Origin of the sequence: Streptacidiphilus fuscans (genome assembly GCF_015690355.1) — a bacterium.
Taxonomy (GTDB): Bacteria; Actinomycetota; Actinomycetes; order Streptomycetales; family Streptomycetaceae; genus Streptacidiphilus; species Streptacidiphilus fuscans.
In genome coordinates this window covers 13,544-32,603 of sequence record NZ_JADPRT010000003.1, presented here as the reverse complement: position 1 = coordinate 32,603, position 19,060 = coordinate 13,544, and the positions used below count along the sequence as shown (strand labels likewise).

General features: G+C 73.1%; 14 protein-coding genes. 9 read left to right on the top strand and 5 right to left on the bottom strand.

What is annotated here, in order from left to right:
• The first annotated feature begins 103 nt into the window (after positions 1 to 103).
• Positions 104 to 517 (top strand): cobalamin B12-binding domain-containing protein, encoded by a 414-nt coding sequence (locus I2501_RS07270; protein ID WP_196193051.1) that lies wholly within the window; start codon positions 104 to 106, stop codon positions 515 to 517.
• 50 nt (positions 518 to 567) lie between these two features.
• Here the strand turns inward: I2501_RS07270 and I2501_RS07265 are convergent, their stop codons facing one another.
• A complete protein-coding gene (locus tag I2501_RS07265; protein WP_196193050.1) occupies positions 568 to 2,169 on the bottom strand; it encodes a DUF5691 domain-containing protein in 1,602 nt (533 codons plus the stop codon).
• A gap of 82 nt (positions 2,170 to 2,251) precedes the next feature.
• Positions 2,252 to 3,574, bottom strand: a complete 1,323-nt coding sequence (locus I2501_RS07260; RefSeq protein ID WP_196193049.1) for an SWIM zinc finger family protein — start codon at positions 3,572 to 3,574, stop codon at positions 2,252 to 2,254.
• A gap of 259 nt (positions 3,575 to 3,833) precedes the next feature.
• On the opposite strand from I2501_RS07260, the gene I2501_RS07255 reads away from it, so the two are divergent.
• Genes I2501_RS07255 through I2501_RS07245 form a run of 3 tightly spaced genes read left to right on the top strand, consistent with a single transcriptional unit; the run spans position 3,834 to position 8,588 of the window.
• Entirely contained in the window at positions 3,834 to 4,982 is a 1,149-nt protein-coding gene (locus I2501_RS07255) for an ATP-binding protein (RefSeq protein WP_196193048.1), read from the top strand.
• Positions 4,983 to 4,992: 10 nt separating this feature from the next.
• A complete protein-coding gene (locus tag I2501_RS07250; protein ID WP_196193047.1) occupies positions 4,993 to 7,377 on the top strand; it encodes a DUF5682 family protein in 2,385 nt (794 codons plus the stop codon).
• Positions 7,378 to 7,406: 29 nt separating this feature from the next.
• The gene (locus I2501_RS07245; protein WP_196193601.1) at positions 7,407 to 8,588 is read left to right on the top strand and encodes a VWA domain-containing protein; all 1,182 of its coding nucleotides are present in this window, start codon (positions 7,407 to 7,409) and stop codon (positions 8,586 to 8,588) included.
• A gap of 105 nt (positions 8,589 to 8,693) precedes the next feature.
• On the opposite strand, the gene I2501_RS39070 is transcribed toward I2501_RS07245, so the two are convergent.
• Positions 8,694 to 9,320, bottom strand: coding sequence for an ATP-binding protein (locus tag I2501_RS39070; protein ID WP_196193046.1), 627 nt, complete (start codon positions 9,318 to 9,320; stop codon positions 8,694 to 8,696).
• Between the two features lie 473 nt (positions 9,321 to 9,793).
• Here I2501_RS39070 and sucC point away from each other — a divergent pair, with 473 nt between their 5' ends.
• Together sucC and sucD are read left to right on the top strand one after the other, a co-directional pair.
• Entirely contained in the window at positions 9,794 to 10,969 is a 1,176-nt protein-coding gene (gene sucC, locus I2501_RS07235; protein ID WP_196193045.1) for an ADP-forming succinate--CoA ligase subunit beta, read from the top strand.
• A gap of 17 nt (positions 10,970 to 10,986) precedes the next feature.
• Positions 10,987 to 11,868: a succinate--CoA ligase subunit alpha gene (sucD, locus tag I2501_RS07230; protein WP_196193044.1), complete on the top strand. Its 882-nt coding sequence runs from the start codon at positions 10,987 to 10,989 to the stop codon at positions 11,866 to 11,868.
• 100 nt (positions 11,869 to 11,968) lie between these two features.
• Here the strand turns inward: sucD and I2501_RS07225 are convergent, their stop codons facing one another.
• Positions 11,969 to 13,675: an RNA polymerase sigma factor gene (locus I2501_RS07225; protein WP_196193043.1), complete on the bottom strand. Its 1,707-nt coding sequence runs from the start codon at positions 13,673 to 13,675 to the stop codon at positions 11,969 to 11,971.
• Between the two features lie 124 nt (positions 13,676 to 13,799).
• On the opposite strand from I2501_RS07225, the gene I2501_RS07220 reads away from it, so the two are divergent.
• Positions 13,800 to 15,350: a cell division protein PerM gene (locus I2501_RS07220; protein ID WP_196193042.1), complete on the top strand. Its 1,551-nt coding sequence runs from the start codon at positions 13,800 to 13,802 to the stop codon at positions 15,348 to 15,350.
• On the opposite strand, the gene I2501_RS07215 is transcribed toward I2501_RS07220, so the two are convergent.
• Entirely contained in the window at positions 15,304 to 16,341 is a 1,038-nt protein-coding gene (locus I2501_RS07215; protein ID WP_196193041.1) for a hypothetical protein, read from the bottom strand. The genes I2501_RS07220 and I2501_RS07215 overlap by 47 nt on opposite strands.
• A 304-nt stretch (positions 16,342 to 16,645) precedes the next feature.
• Between I2501_RS07215 and purN the strand changes: the two genes are divergently transcribed.
• Both purN and purH read left to right on the top strand, forming a co-directional pair.
• The gene (purN, locus tag I2501_RS07210; protein ID WP_196193040.1) at positions 16,646 to 17,332 is read left to right on the top strand and encodes a phosphoribosylglycinamide formyltransferase; all 687 of its coding nucleotides are present in this window, start codon (positions 16,646 to 16,648) and stop codon (positions 17,330 to 17,332) included.
• Between the two features lie 78 nt (positions 17,333 to 17,410).
• Positions 17,411 to 18,994: a bifunctional phosphoribosylaminoimidazolecarboxamide formyltransferase/IMP cyclohydrolase gene (purH, locus tag I2501_RS07205; RefSeq protein WP_196193039.1), complete on the top strand. Its 1,584-nt coding sequence runs from the start codon at positions 17,411 to 17,413 to the stop codon at positions 18,992 to 18,994.
• The last annotated feature ends 66 nt before the right edge of the window (positions 18,995 to 19,060 follow it).

Sequence of the window (19,060 nt, the reverse complement as noted above, 5' to 3'; positions counted from 1 at the left end):
CTCGGGTCCGTGAAACGGCGTCCGTCCCCGGCCGGGGATAACGTTCCAACACCGGATGCCGACGCCGGTTGACGCAGCGGCTGCAAGAACGCAGGAGGCAAAGATGGGCGTGTCCGGCCCGATCCGCGTGGTGGTGGCGAAGCCCGGTCTCGACGGTCACGACCGAGGGGCCAAGGTGATCGCCCGTGCGCTGCGCGACGCCGGTATGGAGGTGATCTACACCGGGCTGCACCAGACCCCGGAGCAGATCGTCGACACCGCGATCCAGGAGGACGCGGACGGGATCGGCCTGTCGATCCTCTCCGGCGCGCACATGACGCTCTGCGCCAAGATCGTGGAGCTGCTCCGCGAGCGCGACGCCGCCGACATCGTGGTCTTCGGCGGCGGCATCATCCCGGACGCCGACATCCCGCAGCTCAAGGAGCTCGGCGTGGCCGAGATCTTCACCCCCGGCACGCCGACGCGCGACGTGGTGAGCTGGGTGGAGAGCCACCTGCGCGCCGGCGCGACGACCTGATCCCCTCGGGTGGACGCCCGGCTGCCGCTGGCGACGGTGCTGAGCGAAGGTCAGATGCCGGACGACGGCGGGCTTCCGGACTCCCAGCTCCCGAGCTCGCCCGGTTCACCGCCGCCGAGTTCGGCGAGCATCGCGTTGCGGGTGCGCAACGTACCGGCGAGCCGGGTGAAGACCTCGGCCCACGCCGCCGAACCGCTTGCGGCCAGGTCGTCGACGCGGGCGGCTGCGGCGACCGGCAGCGAGCGCTCGGCGACACCGAGCACGCCGCTGTGGCTCCACGGGTAGGCCCCGCCGTGCGCGGCCTCGGCGAGCGCGTCCAGCACCGTTGTGGACAGCAGCTCCGGCCACGGACCGGGGCAGGTGACGAGCAACTGGAACGCGTCGGCCAACCCCTGTCCGGCCAGGTATCCCGCCGTCCAGTCCGCCCGTTCGTCGGGCGGCAGGACGGCGACGAGGCGGGCCAGCGTGCCCGTCGCCCCGTGGGCGGCATGCACGGCGAGCAGGGCGCTCGCCCATGCGGCGTCGTGCTGGCGCACAGCGGCCCGCGCCCAGGCGTCGAACAGCTCGCGGGCCCACTCCGGGGTGGGCGTGAGCTCGAGCACCCGCTCCGGCGGGCCGATCAGCTCCGTCCAGAGGCGGAGCGGGGTCGCCGCGACGATCTCGCCGAGCCAGAACGCCCGGTCACCGCGGCCGGTGGGTGATCCGGCGGCGACGCCGTCGCGCTGCATCGCGGCGTCGCAGCTGGTGGGCGGCTCGACGACCAGCTCCTGACCGTGCGGGAAGACCGCCTGCCGCGCACGCTCGGCCATCCGTCCGGCCAGCGCGGAGCCCGGCAGCGTGGAGAGCAGCTCGGCCGCTGTCGCCCGGACGTTCTTGGCGCGGTCTCCGAGAGCAGCCTCCAGAAACTCCTCGTCCTCCGGACCGAGCCCCTCCTGCAGCGCGTCCAGGAAGAGCAGCCGGTCCTCCGCGCGCTCGCTGCGCCACGTGGTGCGGAGCAGCGCCAGCCCGGCTGCGGGGTCACGCCTGCGAAGGCGGGTCAGGTAGGTGACGCGCTCGGCGAAGAGGCCCTCCTGCCACAGGGACTGACTGTTCGTCCCGGCCGCGTCGCCGTCAGCCTCAGTGCCGGTTCCAGCGCCGGTTCCAGCGCCGGGTCCAGGTCCGAGTCCGGACCCATGGCCGGGGCTGTCCACAGCGACCCGCAGGACGAAGCGCCACTCCGGGTTGAGCGTGGCCAACCAGCGTCCGACGGGACCGGCGACGGCCACGGCGTCCGGACGGATGTCGCTCCGCTGGCGGGCGGCGTCGAGCAGGTGCGGGAGCAGCGACGAAGGCGGCGCGTAGCCGCGCAGCCGGGCGGTGGCGAGCCACTGCGGCAGCAACTCCCCGCCCGAGCCGTCCGCCAGCAGGGACGCGAGCCGTCGTGCGGCGGCCGGGGGAAGTGGCGTGCGGGTGTCCGGTGGCGCGGCGGCCGGTATCTCGGGCGCGGGCGCGGGGCGCAGCCCGGCGCGGCGGGCCACGGTGAGCGCGGCGGCTCGGTCGAGCAGGTCGGGCCGGCTGCGGCGGTTGGTGCCGAGAAGAGCGTCCTCGACGAGCTCCGACCAGGTGGTCGCCGGAAGCGCGGGGGCGTGCGGCGCGGGCGTCGTGGGCGTCATACGAGGCCTTTCTGCCAAGTGACGAGCAAGGGGCGCGGAGTGGCCGGGAAAGATGCCGGGAACGATGGGGAGCCGGACAGGCTCAGAGCAGAAGTGATCCCTCGTTGGTCCAGGCGGTGACCGCGTCGAAGCCGCGGCAGCCGCACTCGCCGAAGAGGGTGACCGGACGGCCCTGGGACGCGGCGACGAGCCGCCAGAACGAGCCGGAGCGCAGCGGTATCGAGCCCGTCCCGTCGACCAGGCTCCAGCCCGTCTCGGTGGGCACCGGGACGACGTCCGAGACGACGACCGGCCAGGAGGTGAGCCAGGGGTCGTCACCGAGCGCCGCCGCGTACGTGTCCAGCGCGGCATCGATGGTCACGCCCGAGGGCCGGGGCGCGGCGGCGGGCCCGGCGTGGCGGGTGCCGAGGGCCGCGCGCAGCGGGCGGGCGGCCGGGTGGAAGGCGAGCTCGGCGTCGAGCGCCAGGCCGGTCGGGAGCGCCAACTCCGGTGCCACGCCGGGGCGGCCGAAGGACAGCAACAGCGCGGTGCGACCGGACTCCTCACCTCTGAGCCAGAGCCTGCGCGTGGTGAGGCGGTCGTCGGCGCTGTCGCGGGAACCGAGGACCAGCCACCGGTCGCGGACCAGCGGGCCGCGCAGGACCTCGGCGGCGTCGACGGTGAAGCCGACGCGGGAACGGACCGTCGCCGCCAGGGGCTCGGGCAACTCGCCGACGCGTTGGTAGCCCGCGGCCAGCAGGTGCAGCAGGCCGTACTCCTCCAGCAGCCGGGAGGGCCAGTCCTGGCCGGACGCCGGCAGCGCGCCCAACTCCCGTGCGCGCGTGGCCAGCCCGGGGGCCTGGGCATCGACCATGCGGGCCGCGACGCCCTCCCAGAAGCCGTAGCCCTGGCTGGGCGCCTCGGCGAGCCCGGTGCTGAGCTGGTCCGTGAGTCGGGCCTGGAGCTCGGCCGCACCGACGGCGACGCGTGCCTCGCGCCCGGCGCGGCGGGCGGCTGCCGCGGCCTCGTCCCTCGGCGCGGACGCGTCGGCGCGCCCCGTCGTGCGGTCTGCGGCGCGTTCGGTGGCTCGCTCGGCCCGTTGCTGACGGGAGGTCAACCACGTGGTGGCCCACGCCGGTGCCTCCTCACCCGCCAAGGCGTTGCCGGCCCAGAGCAGCAGCAGCGCCAGCGCGTGCTTGCACGGGAACTTCCGGCTGGGGCAGGAGCAGTGGTAGGCCGGGCCGTCCAGCGCGACCACCGTCTGATACGGCCGCGACCCACTGCCCTTGCAGGCGCCCCATACCGCGTCGGCCGACGTGCCCGTGCCGGACCAGGGCTCCGCCTTGGCGAGCCTGGCAGCGGCCTTGGTCGAGGGGACGTCAGGCGACAGGGAGAGAACGTGATCGGTAGTCCAGCGATCGTTCATGTCCGTGACGTTAGGACCCACCACTGACACATCGGGCTGCCGCGCGAGGCGTCGTTCACTCCTTCGAGGCGGTGGCCCACGAATTGTCAGACCCACCGTGCAGAGTGGTTCTCGCAGGCGACGACCGGGCCGTGACTGCTGTCGTGACAGCCCTGTCCACCTGCTGACTCTGCGATCTCGACTGCGTTCCGACTGCGCTGTGACCGCGTTCCGGCGGTTCATCGACGATGCCCTGGTGCCTTCCTCCTTGAGGAGACCTATGTCCACGTCCGTCACTCCCACCATCCACTCGACCGACGCCGTCACCGACGCCGCTGCGGACGCTCCGGCCGTGCTCCGGCCGCACGCCGAGACGGTGTACGCGGCCGAACTCGCGGCGCTGGCCGCCGCCGACGACCGGCCGCGCCCGGCACGTTGGCGACTCTCGCCCTGGGCGGTGGCCACCTACCTGCTCGGCGGCACGCTGCCCGACGGCACGGTGATCACGCCGAAGTACGTCGGTCCACGCCGGATCGTCGAGGTCGCGGTGACCACCCTCGCCACCGACCGGGCGCTGCTCCTGCTCGGCGTGCCGGGCACGGCCAAGACGTGGGTGTCCGAGCATCTCGCCGCCGCTGTCAGCGGAGACTCCACGCTGCTGGTCCAGGGCACCGCGGGCACGCCGGAGGAGGCGATCCGCTACGGCTGGAACTACGCCCGGCTCCTGGCCGAGGGCCCCAGCCGGGAGGCGCTCGTGCCGAGTCCGGTGCTGCGCGCCATGGCGGAGGGCATGACGGCCCGGGTCGAGGAGCTCACCCGGATCCCTGCCGACGTGCAGGACACCTTGATCACCATCCTCTCCGAGAAGACGCTGCCGATCCCCGAGCTGGGCGACGAGGTGCAGGCCGTCCGCGGCTTCAACCTGATCGCCACCGCCAACGACCGTGACCGAGGCGTCAACGAGCTGTCCTCCGCCCTGCGGCGGCGCTTCAACACGGTGGTGCTGCCGTTGCCCGCCTCGCTCGACGACGAGGTGGACATCGTCGCCCGGCGCGTCACCGAGCTCGGTCGCTCGCTCGAACTCCCGGAGACCCCAGGCGCGTTGGCCGAGATCCAGCGCGTCGTCAGGGTCTTCAGGGAGCTGCGCGACGGTGTCACCGCCGACGGACGGACCAAGCTCAAGTCCCCCTCCGGCACGCTCTCCACGGCCGAGGCCATATCGGTGGTCACCAGCGGCCTGGCCCTGGCGGCGCACTTCGGCGACGGTCAGCTGCGCGCGGGGGACGTGGCCGCGGGCATCCTCGGTGCGGTGGTCCGCGATCCCGCGACGGATCAGCTGATCTGGCAGGAGTACCTGGAGTCCGTCGTGCGTGAGCGCGCGGACTGGAGGGACTTCTACCGCAGTTGCCGCGACGCGGCCGCGCGCTGAGGGGGCGGCGTTGACGGAGACCGCCCTGTTGGGCGTCCGACATCACGGTCCCGGCTCCGCGCTGGCGGTGGGTGCGGCGCTGGCCCAGTTCCGGCCGGACATCGTGCTGATCGAGGGTCCGCCGGAGGCTGACGCGCTGCTGCCGCTGGCCGCGAGCAAGGAGATGACGCCGCCGGTCGCCCTGCTCGCGCACGTCGTGGAGCAGCCGTCCCGGGCCGCGTTCTGGCCGTATGCCGCCTTCTCGCCGGAGTGGGTCGCGCTGCGGCACGCCCTCGACGGCGGAGTCCCGGTGCGCTTCGTCGATCTCCCGGCCGCGCACATGCTCGCCCTCGCCACCAGCGACGACGAGGGCGAGAAGGACGAGAGGGGGGAGAAGGAGAAGCACGAGCAGGGCCGGCAGGGCGAGCAGCGCGCGAACCCGGCGCCGCACCTGGACCCGATCGGTGAACTGGCGCGCGCCGCCGGGCAGGAGGACGCCGAGCGCTGGTGGGACGACGTGGTCGAGCACACCCACCCGGCCGGCGCGGGCGGAAGCACTGACGCGAACCCGGACGCCGCCGACGCCCTGGCGCCGTTCCGCGCCCTCGCCGACGCGATGGGGGAGTTGCGGACCGGGGTTCCGGTCACGCCCGGGGACGCGCGCCGCGAGGCGTACATGCGCAAGCAGATCCGGGCCGCGGCCAAGGCCGGGCACGCGCGGATAGCCGTGGTCTGCGGGGCCTGGCACGTGCCCGCGCTCGCGCCCAAGGTGTCGACGTCCGCCGCCGACAACGCGCTGCTGCGTGGCCTGCCCAAGCTCAAGGTCGAGCTGACCTGGGTGCCGTGGACACATCGTCGGCTCTCGCAGGCCACCGGCTACGGCGCGGGGATCGCCTCCCCGGGCTGGTACCAGCACCTGTTCGAGGCGAACGGCCGTCAGGTCGTGGAGCGTTGGCTGACCAAAGTCGCAGTGCTGCTGCGCGAGGAGGACCACGCCGTGTCCTCGGCGCACGTGATCGAGGCCGTGCGACTGGCGGAGACCCTGGCCGCGATGCGCGGTCGACCGCTCGCGGGGTTGGCGGAGACGGTCGACGCCGTCCGCGCGGTGCTGTGCGACGGCTCGGATGTGCCGCTGCGGCTGATCGAGGACCGGCTGGTCGTCGGCGACGCGCTCGGCGAGGTGCCCGAGGGGGCGCCCGCCGTCCCGCTGCAACGGGATCTGACCCGCCTCCAGCGCGAGCTGCGGCTCCGGCCCGAAGCCCGGGTCCGCTCCCTCGACCTGGATCTGCGCCGGGAGTTGGACGCGGCACGTAGTCGGCTCTTCCACCGCTTGACGCTGCTCGGCATCGACTGGGCGGTCCCCGCCCGCTCCCAGGTCCGCTCCACCGGCACCTTCCGGGAGAGCTGGGAGCTGTCCTGGGAGCCGGAGTTGGCGGTCAAGGTCGCCGAGGTGGGCGTCTGGGGCACGACAGTCGAGGCGGCGGCATCGGCGCGCGCCTCGGCGCGGGCGCTGGAGGCCGGTCGGCTCGGTGAGGTGACGGCGTTGGCGGAGAGCTGCCTGCTCGCCGCTCTGCCGGAGGCGCTCCCGGTGGTGCTGCGCTGCCTGGCGGACCGCGCGGCGCTCGACAGCGACGTGGAGCATCTCGCCGACGCCCTCCCGGCGTTGGTGCGCTCCCTGCGCTACGGCGATGTCCGGGCCACCGGAGCCGGGCTGTTGAGCGAGCTGGCGACCTCCTTGGCCGTGCGCATCTGCGTGGGGCTGCCTGCGGCGGCCACGTCGCTCGAACCGGCCGCGGCAGCCGCGTTGGCCGACCGGATCGCGGCCACCCACAGCGCGATCGGCCTGCTCGCGACCACGCTCGCGTCCACACGTACGGAGACGCAGCCTGCCGAGCCAGGCGCGGAGCGGACCGGGCCCGACGTGCTTGAGCAGTGGGTCGCCTGCCTGCGCAGCCTGGTGCGGCGCGAGCTCGCGGCCGGAGTGGTCCGCGGCCGGGCCACCCGACTGCTGCTCGACGACGGCCGGCTGGCGGAGGACGAGACCGCCCGGCTGCTCGGGCTGGTGCTGACGCCGGGAGTCCCGCCCGCCGAGGGCGCCGCGTGGGTCGACGGCTTCCTCGCCGGCGGCGGCATGCTGCTGGTGCACGACCAGCGCCTGCTCGCGCTGCTCGACGCCTGGATCGCGGCCATCCCGGCGGACGTGTTCCCGGACGTGCTGCCGCTGTTGCGCCGCACCTTCTCCCGGCTGGAGTCCGGTGTCCGGCGCAGCGTCGGCGAACTGGTGCGTGACGGCATGTCAGGACGCGACCGTCCGACGGACGCACCGCTCGGCTTCGCCGCCGGGTTCGACGCAGAGCGGGCCGCGCCCGCGCTGGCCACGGTCCAGCTGATTCTCGGGACGGGAGAGACGAAGTGACGCGGCAACCAGCGAACGAGGAGTCTCGGATCACCGACGAGCGTGACGAGCGTGACGAGCGCGACGGGCGCGACGGGCGCGATGAGCGCCTGCGTCGCTGGCGGCTGGTCCTCGGCGGAGACGCGGACGGGACGGGGCGGGCGCTCGCCGGGCGGGACGCCGCGATGGACCGGACCCTCTCGGCGCTCTACCAGCAGCGCCCCGAGGGCGCGGGGTCGGGCACGCGCAGTGCCGGGTTGGGCGGCTCGGCGCCGCAGGTGGCGCGCTGGTTGGGCGACATCCGCAGCTACTTCCCGACCAGCGTGGTCCAGTTGATGCAGCAGGACGCGATCGAACGCCTGGGCCTGGCCCGGCTGCTGATGGAGCCGGAGATGCTGGAGGCCGTCGAGCCGGACGTGCACCTGGTCGCCACGCTGATCTCGCTCGGCAAGGCGCTGCCGGAGACCACGCGGGAGACCGCCCGCGCGGTGGTCCGCAAGGTCGTCGCGGACCTCGAACGCCGGATCGCCACGCGTACCCGCTCGGTGGTCGGCGGGGCGCTGGACCGCAGCGCCCGCACGCACCGGCCGCGCCACCACGACATCGACTGGGACCGCACCATCCGGGCCAACCTCGCCAACTACCTGCCCGAGCAGCGGACCGTCGTCCCGGAGCGGCTGGTCGGCTACGCGCGGGCGCAGCGGGCGGTGAAGAAGGACGTGATCCTCTGCATCGACCAGTCCGGATCGATGGCCGCCTCGGTGGTCCACTCGTCCGTCTTCGGCGCCGTACTGGCGTCGATGCACTCGCTCAGCACCAGGCTGGTCGTCTTCGACACCTCCGTCGTCGACCTGACCGAGGAGCTGGCCGACCCGGTGGACGTGCTCTTCGGCGTCCGTCTGGGCGGCGGCACGGACATCAACCGGGCGCTGGCCTACTGCCAGTCGAAGATCACCCGGCCCGCCGACACCGTGGTAGTGCTGATCAGCGACCTGTACGAGGGCGGCATCCGGACGGAGATGCTGAAGCGGGTGGCGGCGATGAAGGCCGCCGGGGTGCAGTTCGTCGCGCTGCTGGCGCTCAGCGACGAGGGCGCGCCCGCCTACGACCGCGAGCACGCCGGAGCCCTGGCCGCACTCGGTGCGCCGGCCTTCGCCTGCACGCCGGACCTCTTTCCGGAGGTCATGGCGGCGGCACTGCAGAAGCAGCCGCTGCCGATACCCGCCGAGTGACCGTCCCGTCACCCGAATGGCCCAACGTGGCGGCACCAAACTGGTCGCCGACCGGTCACCGACTCGTTCAGCGCGGCAGCGGCAGCGGGAGCGTCACCACGTCGTTCAGCGAGGCGGCGGCAGGGGGAGCGCCGCCCAGACCGTCTTGCCGACCGTCTCGCCGCCCGCGCCGGGGCGGGGGACGGTGCCCCAGGCGGTGCTGAAGGTGTCGATCAGCAGCATGCCGCGCCCGGCCTCGTCGTCCTCGCCCGCGCAGGCGACCCGGGGGACGTCGTGCAGGTCCTCGTCGTCCACCTCGACGAAGAGCATCCCGCGGGCGCTCCAGAGCCGGCAGTGCACGCGCTCGCTGTGGGTGTGCCGGACGGCGTTGCCCACCAGCTCGGACATGCACAGCTCGGTGTCGGCCAGCGTGGCCGGGGCGAGCCGCCACATGGCGGCGGTGATCCGGACGAAGAACCGCGCCCGGGCGACCGAGGAGGCGACGGCGGCGAAGGTGGTCGCCGCCTGGCGGTCCATGGGCCAGGTGGAGCGGGCGGCGCCGAGCTCGGCCCCGTGGGCTCTGTGGCCCGGACCGTCGTCGCAGCCCTCGTCACAGCCGTCCCCGCAGCTGTCGCAGCCCTCGCCGCCGCTGCCGGTGACAGCGCCGCTGCGGCCGTCGCCGCCACATGTGCCGTCGCCGCTGTCGGCGGGGGCTCCGGCGCCGTCTCCGCCGCAGAGCGCGCCCGCGGTCACGCCGGGACTGTGAGCGCCAAGACTGTGAGTGCTGTGCATCGTGCGTCCGCTTCTCGGGCACTTCACTTCGGACACGGGTGGCAGGAGTTCACCACGCTCTGTGATGTATCCGTTATACCTGCCGGGTTCCCGGCGCAAGGGGCCTTCCATGGATGTCCACCGAACGGCCGAAGTGAATCGGTGGCGCACGCCCTGAATGCACCCCGGTACCGAACGCCGGACTCGCGCGCGGCGCCCCCCGTACCCCCGTTGTGATGGTTATCACCGGTCTGGGGACCCTCCCAGGTGAACCCCGCACCCCGGACGGCGATAACCTGCGAGACGGACATGCCGCGTGCCACGCCGCCGTGTGCTCCCCGTAGCGAAGGCGCTGACGCCAGGACCCCTGCCAGGGCCCCCGCGCCCCCGCCCGACATCGGTCGTGTGCGGCACGCTGGGAAGACAAGCAGTCGCGATCACAAGGACGGACGCGCGTGGACCTGTTCGAATACCAGGCGAGGGACCTCTTCGCCAAGCACGGTGTACCGGTGCTGGACGGTGAAGTCATCGAGACCCCGGAGGCCGCTGCTGCGGTCGCCGAGCGCCTGGGCGGCCGCGCGGTCGTCAAGGCTCAGGTGAAGGTCGGCGGCCGTGGTAAGGCCGGTGGCGTCAAGCTCGCCGCCGACCCGGCGGACGCCGTGGAGAAGGCCAAGGCCATCCTCGGGATGGACATCAAGGGCCACACCGTCCACAAGGTGATGCTCGCCGAGACGGCGGACATCAAGGAGGAGTACTACGTCTCCTTCCTCCTCGACCGGACCAACCGGACCTTCCTGGCCATGGCCTCCGTCCAGGGTGGCGTGGAGATCGAGGTCGTCGCCGAGGAGAACCCCGAGGCGCTGGCCAAGGTCGCCGTCGACGCCGTCGAGGGCGTCACCCCGGCCAAGGCCGCCGAGATCGTCGCCGCGGCCAAGTTCCCGGCCGAGATCGCCGACCAGGTCGCCGAGGTCCTGCAGAAGCTGTGGACCGTCTTCGTCGCCGAGGACGCCCTGCTCGTCGAGGTCAACCCGCTGGTCAAGACCGGTGACGGCAAGATCATCGCGCTCGACGGCAAGGTCTCCCTGGACGCCAACGCCGACTTCCGCCAGCCGGAGCACGAGGCGCTGGAGGACAAGGCCGCCGCCAACCCGCTCGAGGCGAAGGCCAAGGCCAAGGGCCTGAACTACGTCAAGCTCGAGGGCGAGGTCGGCATCATCGGCAACGGCGCGGGTCTCGTCATGAGCACCCTGGACGTCGTCGCCTACGCCGGTGAGAACCACGGCAACGTGAAGCCCGCCAACTTCCTCGACATCGGCGGCGGCGCCTCGGCCGAGGTCATGGCGAACGGCCTGGAGATCATCCTGGGCGACCCGGACGTCAAGTCCGTCTTCGTCAACGTCTTCGGTGGCATCACCGCGTGCGACGCGGTCGCCAACGGCATCGTGCAGGCCCTGGAGCTGCTCTCCAGCAAGGGCGAGGCCGTCACCAAGCCGCTGGTCGTCCGTCTGGACGGCAACAACGCCGAGCTGGGTCGTCAGATCCTGACCGACGCGAACCACCCGCTCGTGCAGCAGGTGGACACCATGGACGGCGCGGCCGACAAGGCCGCTGAGCTCGCGGCTGCGAAGTAAGGGCTGGGGAACCGAGAATGGCTATCTTCCTCACCAAGGACAGCAAGGTCATCGTCCAGGGCATGACCGGCTCCGAGGGCATGAAGCACACCCGCCGCATGCTCGCCTCGGGCACGGACATCGTCGGTGGCGTGAACCCGCGCAAGGCCGGCACCAAGGTCGACGTCGACGGCACCGAGGTGCCCGTCTTCGGCTCGGTCAAGGAGGCCATCGAGGCCACCGGCGCCGACGTCTCCGTCATCTTCGTGCCGCCGGCGTTCACCAAGGCCGCGGTCATCGAGGCCATCGACGCCGAGATCCCGCTGGCCGTCGTGATCACCGAGGGCGTGCCGGTCCACGACACCGCCAACTTCTGGGCCTACGCGGGCCAGAAGGGCAACAAGACCCGCATCGTCGGCCCGAACTGCCCGGGCCTGATCAGCCCCGGACAGTCCAACGCGGGCATCATCCCGGCCGACATCACCAAGGCCGGCCGCATCGGTCTGGTGTCCAAGTCGGGCACCCTGACCTACCAGATGATGTACGAGCTGTCGGACATCGGCTTCTCCTCGGCCGTCGGCATCGGTGGCGACCCGGTCATCGGCACCACCCACATCGACGCGCTGCAGGCGTTCCAGGACGACCCCGACACCGACATCATCGTGATGATCGGTGAGATCGGCGGCGACGCCGAGGAGCGCGCGGCCGACTACATCAAGAAGCACATCACCAAGCCGGTCGTCGGCTACGTGGCGGGCTTCACCGCGCCCGAGGGCAAGACCATGGGCCACGCCGGCGCCATCGTCTCCGGCTCCTCCGGCACCGCCCAGGCGAAGAAGGAGGCCCTCGAGGCCGCCGGTGTCAAGGTCGGCAAGACGCCGTCCGAGACCGCCCGCCTGGCTCGCGAGCTGATCGGCTGACCAGGCCCACGGCCTGACTGCCTGACGCACGCCGCGCGCAGACGAAGCCGCCCTGCCGGAGGAATCTCCGGCAGGGCGGCTTCGTGCTGTCCGGAAGCGATCAGTGCGGGGACTTCGTGGCCGAGGAGGGCTTCTTGTGGTGGCCGCCGTGCCCGGAATGGCCGGGGCGGTCACAGGGCAGAGAGAAGATCCGGCACAGGGTCGGATCGATGTTCTGAGTGGTGCTCGTCCCTTGGTTCGGTGTCCCTTGGTTCGGTCCCGCGCCGGTCGTCGGCTGGGCGGTCGGACCGGACTGCGGGCCCGGGGTGCTCTGGTTGCCCTGCTTCGCCTGTTTTCCCGAGGAGTTGGCGGCGTCGGCTGCCTGTTGCCGCTTCTGCTTGGCCAGGGCGGCCTCGTAGCGGGCGCGCTCGGCCCAGTCGACAGGGATCGACGGCAGCTTCTGGTGCGGCAGGTGCTTCGGCTGCGCCTGGGCCGGCGAGTAGAGGGCGAGCTGGGTCGCGTTCGGGTTGGGGTGGACGATGATCGGCCGCTCCGCCGGATGCATCGGCGTTCCCCAGAGCAGCGAGGCAGCCAGGCCGCCGGCCGTCCCCAGCGTCAGCACGCCGGACGCCACGGTGAGGCCGTGATCGTGGAGCCGGGCCCGGGTCCGGGTGGCGCCGGGTGCGGCCAGCGGTTCCATGCCCGCGCAGGCGCGTTCGGCGGCCCTGCGCAGCCGCGCGCCCAGGCGACGGCCGAAGCCGGCCTGCTCCGGGTCGGACCCGACCACGCCGGGCACGGCCTCCGCCAGCGCGCGCCGGGCGCGCGCGACGCGGCCGAAGGTGACCGGGGTGCTGCCCTCGACCTCGGCGGCGGTCTGCGCCCAGTCGAGCCCTATCACGTCGTGCAGGACCAGGGCGCGTCGCTGCGGCCGGGGCAGCCGCATCACGGCCTTCATCAGCGCCTTGTCCGAGTCGGCCTGCTCCGGGGCCGCTTTGGCGGCTGAGGCCGGGGCGGGTTGACGGTGCGGCAGTCGCAGCAGGTGCTGTACGCGCGGGCCGCCGCGGTGCCACGGCGACAGCGCCAACTCGAAGGCCGCCGCGCGTACCCAGCCCTCCGGCGAACTGTCCTGACCGACGGTGCGCCAGTGCGTCCAGGCCTGCTGGAAGGCGCGTCGGACGCAGTGCGCGGCGCGGTGCTGACTGCCGGTCAGCAGGTAGGTCTGCTGCACCAGGCGCGGTACGGCGTCCCGGTAGAGCGCGTCGAACGTCCCGGCCGTCGGCACGGGCGGAGGTACGGGCTGAGGTGCGGGTGGTGCCACGGGCGTCGGCATGGGCGTGGGCATGGGCGGAGAGTCCGCCGTCAGCGCGGGTGGTGACGCCGGGGCACTCGGCGCGGCGGGCAGCACCTTCTTTCCGTGGGCCTTCCCGTTGACCTTGCCGTTGCTGTTGCCGTTGACCTGTGGTCCCGCGCCGGAGTCGATGCTGCGGGTCGCGGCGGGCGGCGCGTGACTGACGGAGCCGTGCCGTCCGGGTGCGCCGGGGGCGGGGGCCAGTGAGGACAGGGTCGGCGGGGACGGCTCCTGCGCGGCGGGCCGCGCCGGGGTTTGTCGGGTTGTCACAAGGCTTGGCGGAGCAGGTGGCTGAGGTCGCGTCTCCGTCGGCTTCTTCGCCTCACTCTGTGTCAGTCGTCCGGTCGCCTTGCCCGGTGTCGGGCTGCCCGACGCTTGGGCCTTGGGCCGCTGCTCCGGCTCGGGAGCCGACTTCGGCGCCGAGCGGCGGGCAGCCTGGGCCTGCTTCTTGGTGCGGCGGCGCGGTGCGTGCGCGGTCACGCGGGCACCTCGAGGGTCACTGTGGCCGGGGTGAGGCTCAGTCGCATATATGAATTGTTGGAGCAAAGAGTGACAACTGCATGTTTTGTGACAGATCGGGCGTGTCTCGGTCCCACGCTGAACCATGGCGAATTTCGACCGACCCGCTCTTCTCGCCGGTGCCGCAGCGGCCGTCACCGGATGGGGACTGGTCGCGGTGCCCGTGTTCCTGTTGTGGGTGGTCACCCCGTACGCCGACGACAGCCTGTTTGCCGTGCCTCGCCTGGCCGGAGGGCTGTGGCTGCTCGGGCACGGCGGCCCGCTCCGCTGGGAGGACCCGGTCGGGGTGGCGACACTCGGGGTCGCGCCGCTGGCCGTCACCGCACTGGCCGTCGTGCTCGTCCACCAGGCCGCGGCCCGCACCGGACGGATCGGCAGCGTCGTCGCCGGGTACGCGACCGTCGGGTTCCTCGTCTCGCTGCTGGCGCTCGGCGGGGCGCTGCAGAGCGAGCCGCTGCCCGACCTGCTGTGGGTGGTGCTGACCGCCCTGCCCGCCGCGATGACGGGCGCGCGACGTCGGACGGGGGAGTGGGGGATCGCGGCCGCCTGGGCCGCGCTGCGGGCGCGAGGGCAGTGGCTCGGCATCTGGCCGGTGGTCGCGCCCGAGGGCCGGTTCGCCGCCACGCTGGCCAGGATCGGCGCGCTCGCGCCCTACCGGGACCGGGCACTGCGGGCGGGCGCGGCCGGGGCGCTGGCCCTGCTGGGCTGCGGCGGGCTGGTGCTCACGGTGGCGCTGCTGGTGCACCTCAGTGCGGTCGGCGGGCTCGCCGCGCAGCTCGCACCGGACGTGCCGGGACGGCTCGGACTGCTGCTGCTCTGCGCCGTGCTGCTGCCGAACGCCGCCGTATGGTCGGCGTCCTGGGCATTGGGACCAGGATTCACCCTCTCGGCGCACGCGGCGGCCACCGGAACGCAGGCGCTGCCGCCGATCGCCTTCCCGCTGCTGGCGATCGCCCCCGGACCGGGACGCTCGGTGCTCGGCCTGGTCGCGCTGCTGACGCCCGTGGTCTCCGGGGCGGTGGTCGGGTGGGCGCTGGGCCGCGACTCCGCAGATCTGCCCGGCTTCGTGACGGCCGCGATGCCCGTGACGGCCGCGAGCGCCGACGAGCCCGCCCGGACCGGCCGATGGGAGCTCGCGGTGACCGTGGTCTGCGCGGCCGTCTGCACCGCCGGGATCGCGGCGGCCGTGGCGCTGTGGGCGGGGGGAGCGCTGGGTGATGTCGCCCTCGCGCATGTCGGGCCGCCGGTGGGTTGGACCGCGCTCGCCGCGTTCGGCTGGACCGCGGGTGCCGGACTGCCCGCGGCGTACCTGCACCGCTGGTGGGCGGGCCGGGCGGAACGTGCGGCGCGACGCTCGGCCGAACGCGCCGCGCAGGCGGAGGCGGCGACCGAGACCGGCGTCGGGACCGACGCGAGAGAGGCGGGCGACGCGTGGGACAGGTGGGACGCGAGGGCCATGTCGGCGCGCACGGCACACACGGCAGACGCGACGGGCCTGACGGAGCTCATCGGCGACCTCATCACCGAGGACTGGGCCGCCTCCGGCACGGGAACGGCAGAAGAGACGACGCCGGCTCGCCGGTCCTGGCTCAGCCGCCGTTCAGCTGGACGAGCCAGGCCGGAGGCCGGGGCGTGACCGAGGTCGCGCACTGGCTGTAGGACTGCTTCGTCGGCGCGTTCGCCTGGCAGTCGTAGTAGCTCTTGTAGTACAGCTGCACGCCGAAGACCACGGCGACCAGCGCCAGGCTGACCGCACCGGCGATCAGGCCGCCGATCGCGGCCGGGGCCTGCGGCTTGACCGGCGCCGTCGGGTAGTACCCGGAGTGGCCGACACCCTGACCCGGCCAGCCCGGCTGGGCGGCCTGGCCGGTCTGGTGGGCCTGCTGCGGAGCCTGCGGGCGGGCGTTGGCCGCAGCGCCCGCGCCGGGGGACTGGAAGATGCTCGGCGTCGCGGCGGCGTTCTGCGGCGTCTTCGCGGTGCCGCGCAGGGCGCTGATGCCCCAGTACAGCGCGAGCGCGCCGAGCAGCAGCGTCAGGTACGGCACGCCGAGGATCAGGAACAGGAAGCCCCACATGCCGCTGAGCAGCGCGTAACGCGCGCGGCGCTGGACCGGGTCGGAGGGGTCGAACCGGGGCTGCTGCTGGTAGAAGCGCGGCAGCGGCGGCTGCTGGCCCTGGTAGCCGGGGCTCCACGGGTGCGGCGGCGGGACCTGCGCGCGCCCACGCGTCGGCGGCTGGTCCTGCGGCGGCTGACCCTCCTGCCCATGCCCCTGACCGGTCTGGCCGGTCTGACCGGACTGCCCCTGCGACGGCTGCCCCTGGCCCGGCTGAGCCTGTCCCGGACGGGCGTCCTGCGGCGGCGCGCCGTTGTGGCCCTGCGATCCGGCATCCGCACCGGCTCCGGCGCCGCTACTTGAACCGGCACCGCCGTTGGAACCGGCACCGGAACCCGTGCCGTCGGACGAGGCGTGGACGTGCCCGGTGGCCACGGGAGCGGGGAGACGCGGTTGCCAGGGACGGTCGGGCGCGCCCTCGGGCGGCGGCGCGAACGGGTCGCGCGCCTGCTCGCCGGTCGGTTTGGTGTCGCCGGTGTGGCCCATCGTCTTCGCCGCAACTCCTGCTCGCACGGTCTCCCTGTCGGAAGACACCCTCTCACTCCCAGAGCGTCCGTGGCGTGCGACCCCAGGATGATCCACGCCGGTGATCGTCGGCCGGGGTTCGGGCGCGCGTACAGCTGCCGGTATCGTTGCTGACGGATGGCGGGCCCAGGAGGTTCCCGTCCGGTCCGCGGGACAGCCGCGGACACCGTTCGGCGGACGCGGATGCCGGTCACGAGATGACACCCCGCGACTGCCACCCGATGAGCTCGACGCACGCCTCGTGAACCGTGTACGACTCCGGCGGCGTCGGCCCGACCTGAAGGACCGAGCAGTGGCTCTTGCGCCCGGCAGTGCACCGCTGGACTTCGCCGCACCCGCGGCGCCCGCCCGGCTTGTCGTCCTCGTCTCCGGCTCGGGCACCAATCTGCAGGCACTGATCGACGCCGCCGCCGACCCGGCCTTCGGCGCCGAGATCGTCGCCGTAGGCGCGGACCGCGACGGCATCGCGGGCCTCACGCGGGCCGAGAAGGCGGGCATCCCCACGTTCGTGCACCGGGTGAAGGACTACGCCGAGCGCACCGAGTGGGACGAGGCCCTGACCGCGGCCACCGCCTTCCACAGCCCGGACCTGATCGTCTCCGCCGGCTTCATGAAGATCCTCGGCGGCGCGTTCATGACCCGCTTCGCGGGCCGCATCGTCAACACCCATCCCGCTCTCCTCCCCTCCTTCCCCGGCGCGCACGGCGTGCGCGACGCGCTGGCGTACGGGGTCAAGGTCACCGGCTGCACCGTGCACCTGGTGGACGAGGGCGTGGACACCGGACCGATCATCGCCCAGGGCGTGGTCGAGGTCGCCGACTCGGACTACCTGGACGAGGGCGAGGCGCTCCACGAGCGCATCAAGGACGTCGAGCGGAAACTGCTCGTCGACGCGGTGGGACGGCTGGCCCGCTTGGGCCACCGGATCGACGGACGCCGGGTGCTGATCCCGGCGCCCTCGGCCGGAGCCGCCGGATAACCACTTGCGGGCACCACACCACATAAACCGCGCCGGCGGGGTGGTCATCTCGCCGGGGCATTGCAGAAGGATTCGGTAATGAGCTCAGGCAGCAACCAGCCGCAGCCCACCTCCGAGAACGTTCGTCCCATCCGTCGGGCGCTCGTCAGCGTCTACGACAAGACCGGCCTGGAGGAGCTGGCCCAGGGCCTGCACGCGGCCGGAGTCGAGCTGGTCTCCACCGGCTCGACCGCGGCGAAGATCGCCGGCGCGGGCGTGCCGGTCACCCCGGTCGAGGAACTGACCGGCTTCCCCGAGTGCCTCGACGGTCGCGTCAAGACCCTGCACCCGCGCGTGCACGCCGGCATCCTCGCCGACCTGCGCCTGGAGTCGCACCGCGCGCAGCTGGAGGAGCTGGGCGTCGCGCCGTTCGACCTGGTCGTCGTGAACCTCTACCCGTTCGAGGCCACCGTCGCCTCGGGGGCCACCCCGGACGAGTGCGTCGAGCAGATCGACATCGGCGGCCCGTCGATGGTCCGCGCCGCCGCCAAGAACCACCCGTCGGTGGCCGTGGTCACCTCGCCCGCCCGCTACGCGGACGTGCTGAAGGCCGTCGCCGACGGCGGCTTCGACCTGGCGACCCGCAAGCGTCTGGCCGGTGAGGCGTTCGCGCACACCGCCGCCTACGACGTGGCCGTGGCCTCCTGGTTCGCCGACGGCTACGCCCCGGCGGACGAGGAGCGCTTCCCGCAGTTCCTGGGCTCGACGTACCAGCGCGAGAACGTGCTGCGCTACGGCGAGAACCCGCACCAGGCCGCCGCGCTCTACGTGGACGGCAGCGGAAAGGGCATCGCCGCCGCCGAGCAGCTGCACGGCAAGGAGATGTCGTACAACAACTACGCCGACACGGACGCCGCCATCCGTGCCGCGTACGACCACGCCGAGCCGTGCGTGGCGATCATCAAGCACGCCAACCCGTGCGGCATCGCCGTGGGCGCGGACGTCGTCGAGGCGCACCGCAAGGCGCACGAGTGCGACCCGGTGTCGGCGTTCGGCGGCGTCATCGCCGTCAACCGTCCGGTGACGGTGGCGCTGGCCGAGCAGATCGCGCCGATCTTCACCGAGGTCGTCTTCGCCCCGGACTTCGAGCCGGGCGCGGTCGAGGTGCTGGCGCAGAAGAAGAACATCCGCGTGCTGCGCGGCACCCCGGCGCTGCCGACGGTGGAGACGCGTGCGGTCACCGGCGGTGTGCTGCTCCAGCAGGCCGACCGGATCGACGCGGCCGGTGACGACCCGTCGACCTGGACGCTCGCCTGCGGCGAGGCGCTCTCCGAGGCGGAGCTGGCCGAGCTGGCCTTCGCCTGGCGGGCCTGCCGGGCCGTCAAGTCCAACGCGATCCTGCTGGCCAAGGACGGCGCCTCGGTCGGCGTCGGCATGGGCCAGGTCAACCGCGTGGACTCGGCGAAGCTCGCGGTCACCCGCGCCGGTGAGCGCGCGCAGGGCTCGTACGCCGCGTCGGACGCCTTCTTCCCGTTCCCGGACGGGCTCGAGGTGCTGATCGAGGCCGGCGTCAAGGCCGTGGTCCAGCCCGGTGGTTCGGTCCGCGACGACCTGGTCGCAGAGGCGGCCAAGAAGGCCGGGATCACCATGTACCTCTCGGGTACGCGGCACTTCTTCCACTGAGCACTGCCGCGCGCAGTGACTGAGTGAACGACGAAGGCCCGCCGCTCCTCCTCGGAGAACGGCGGG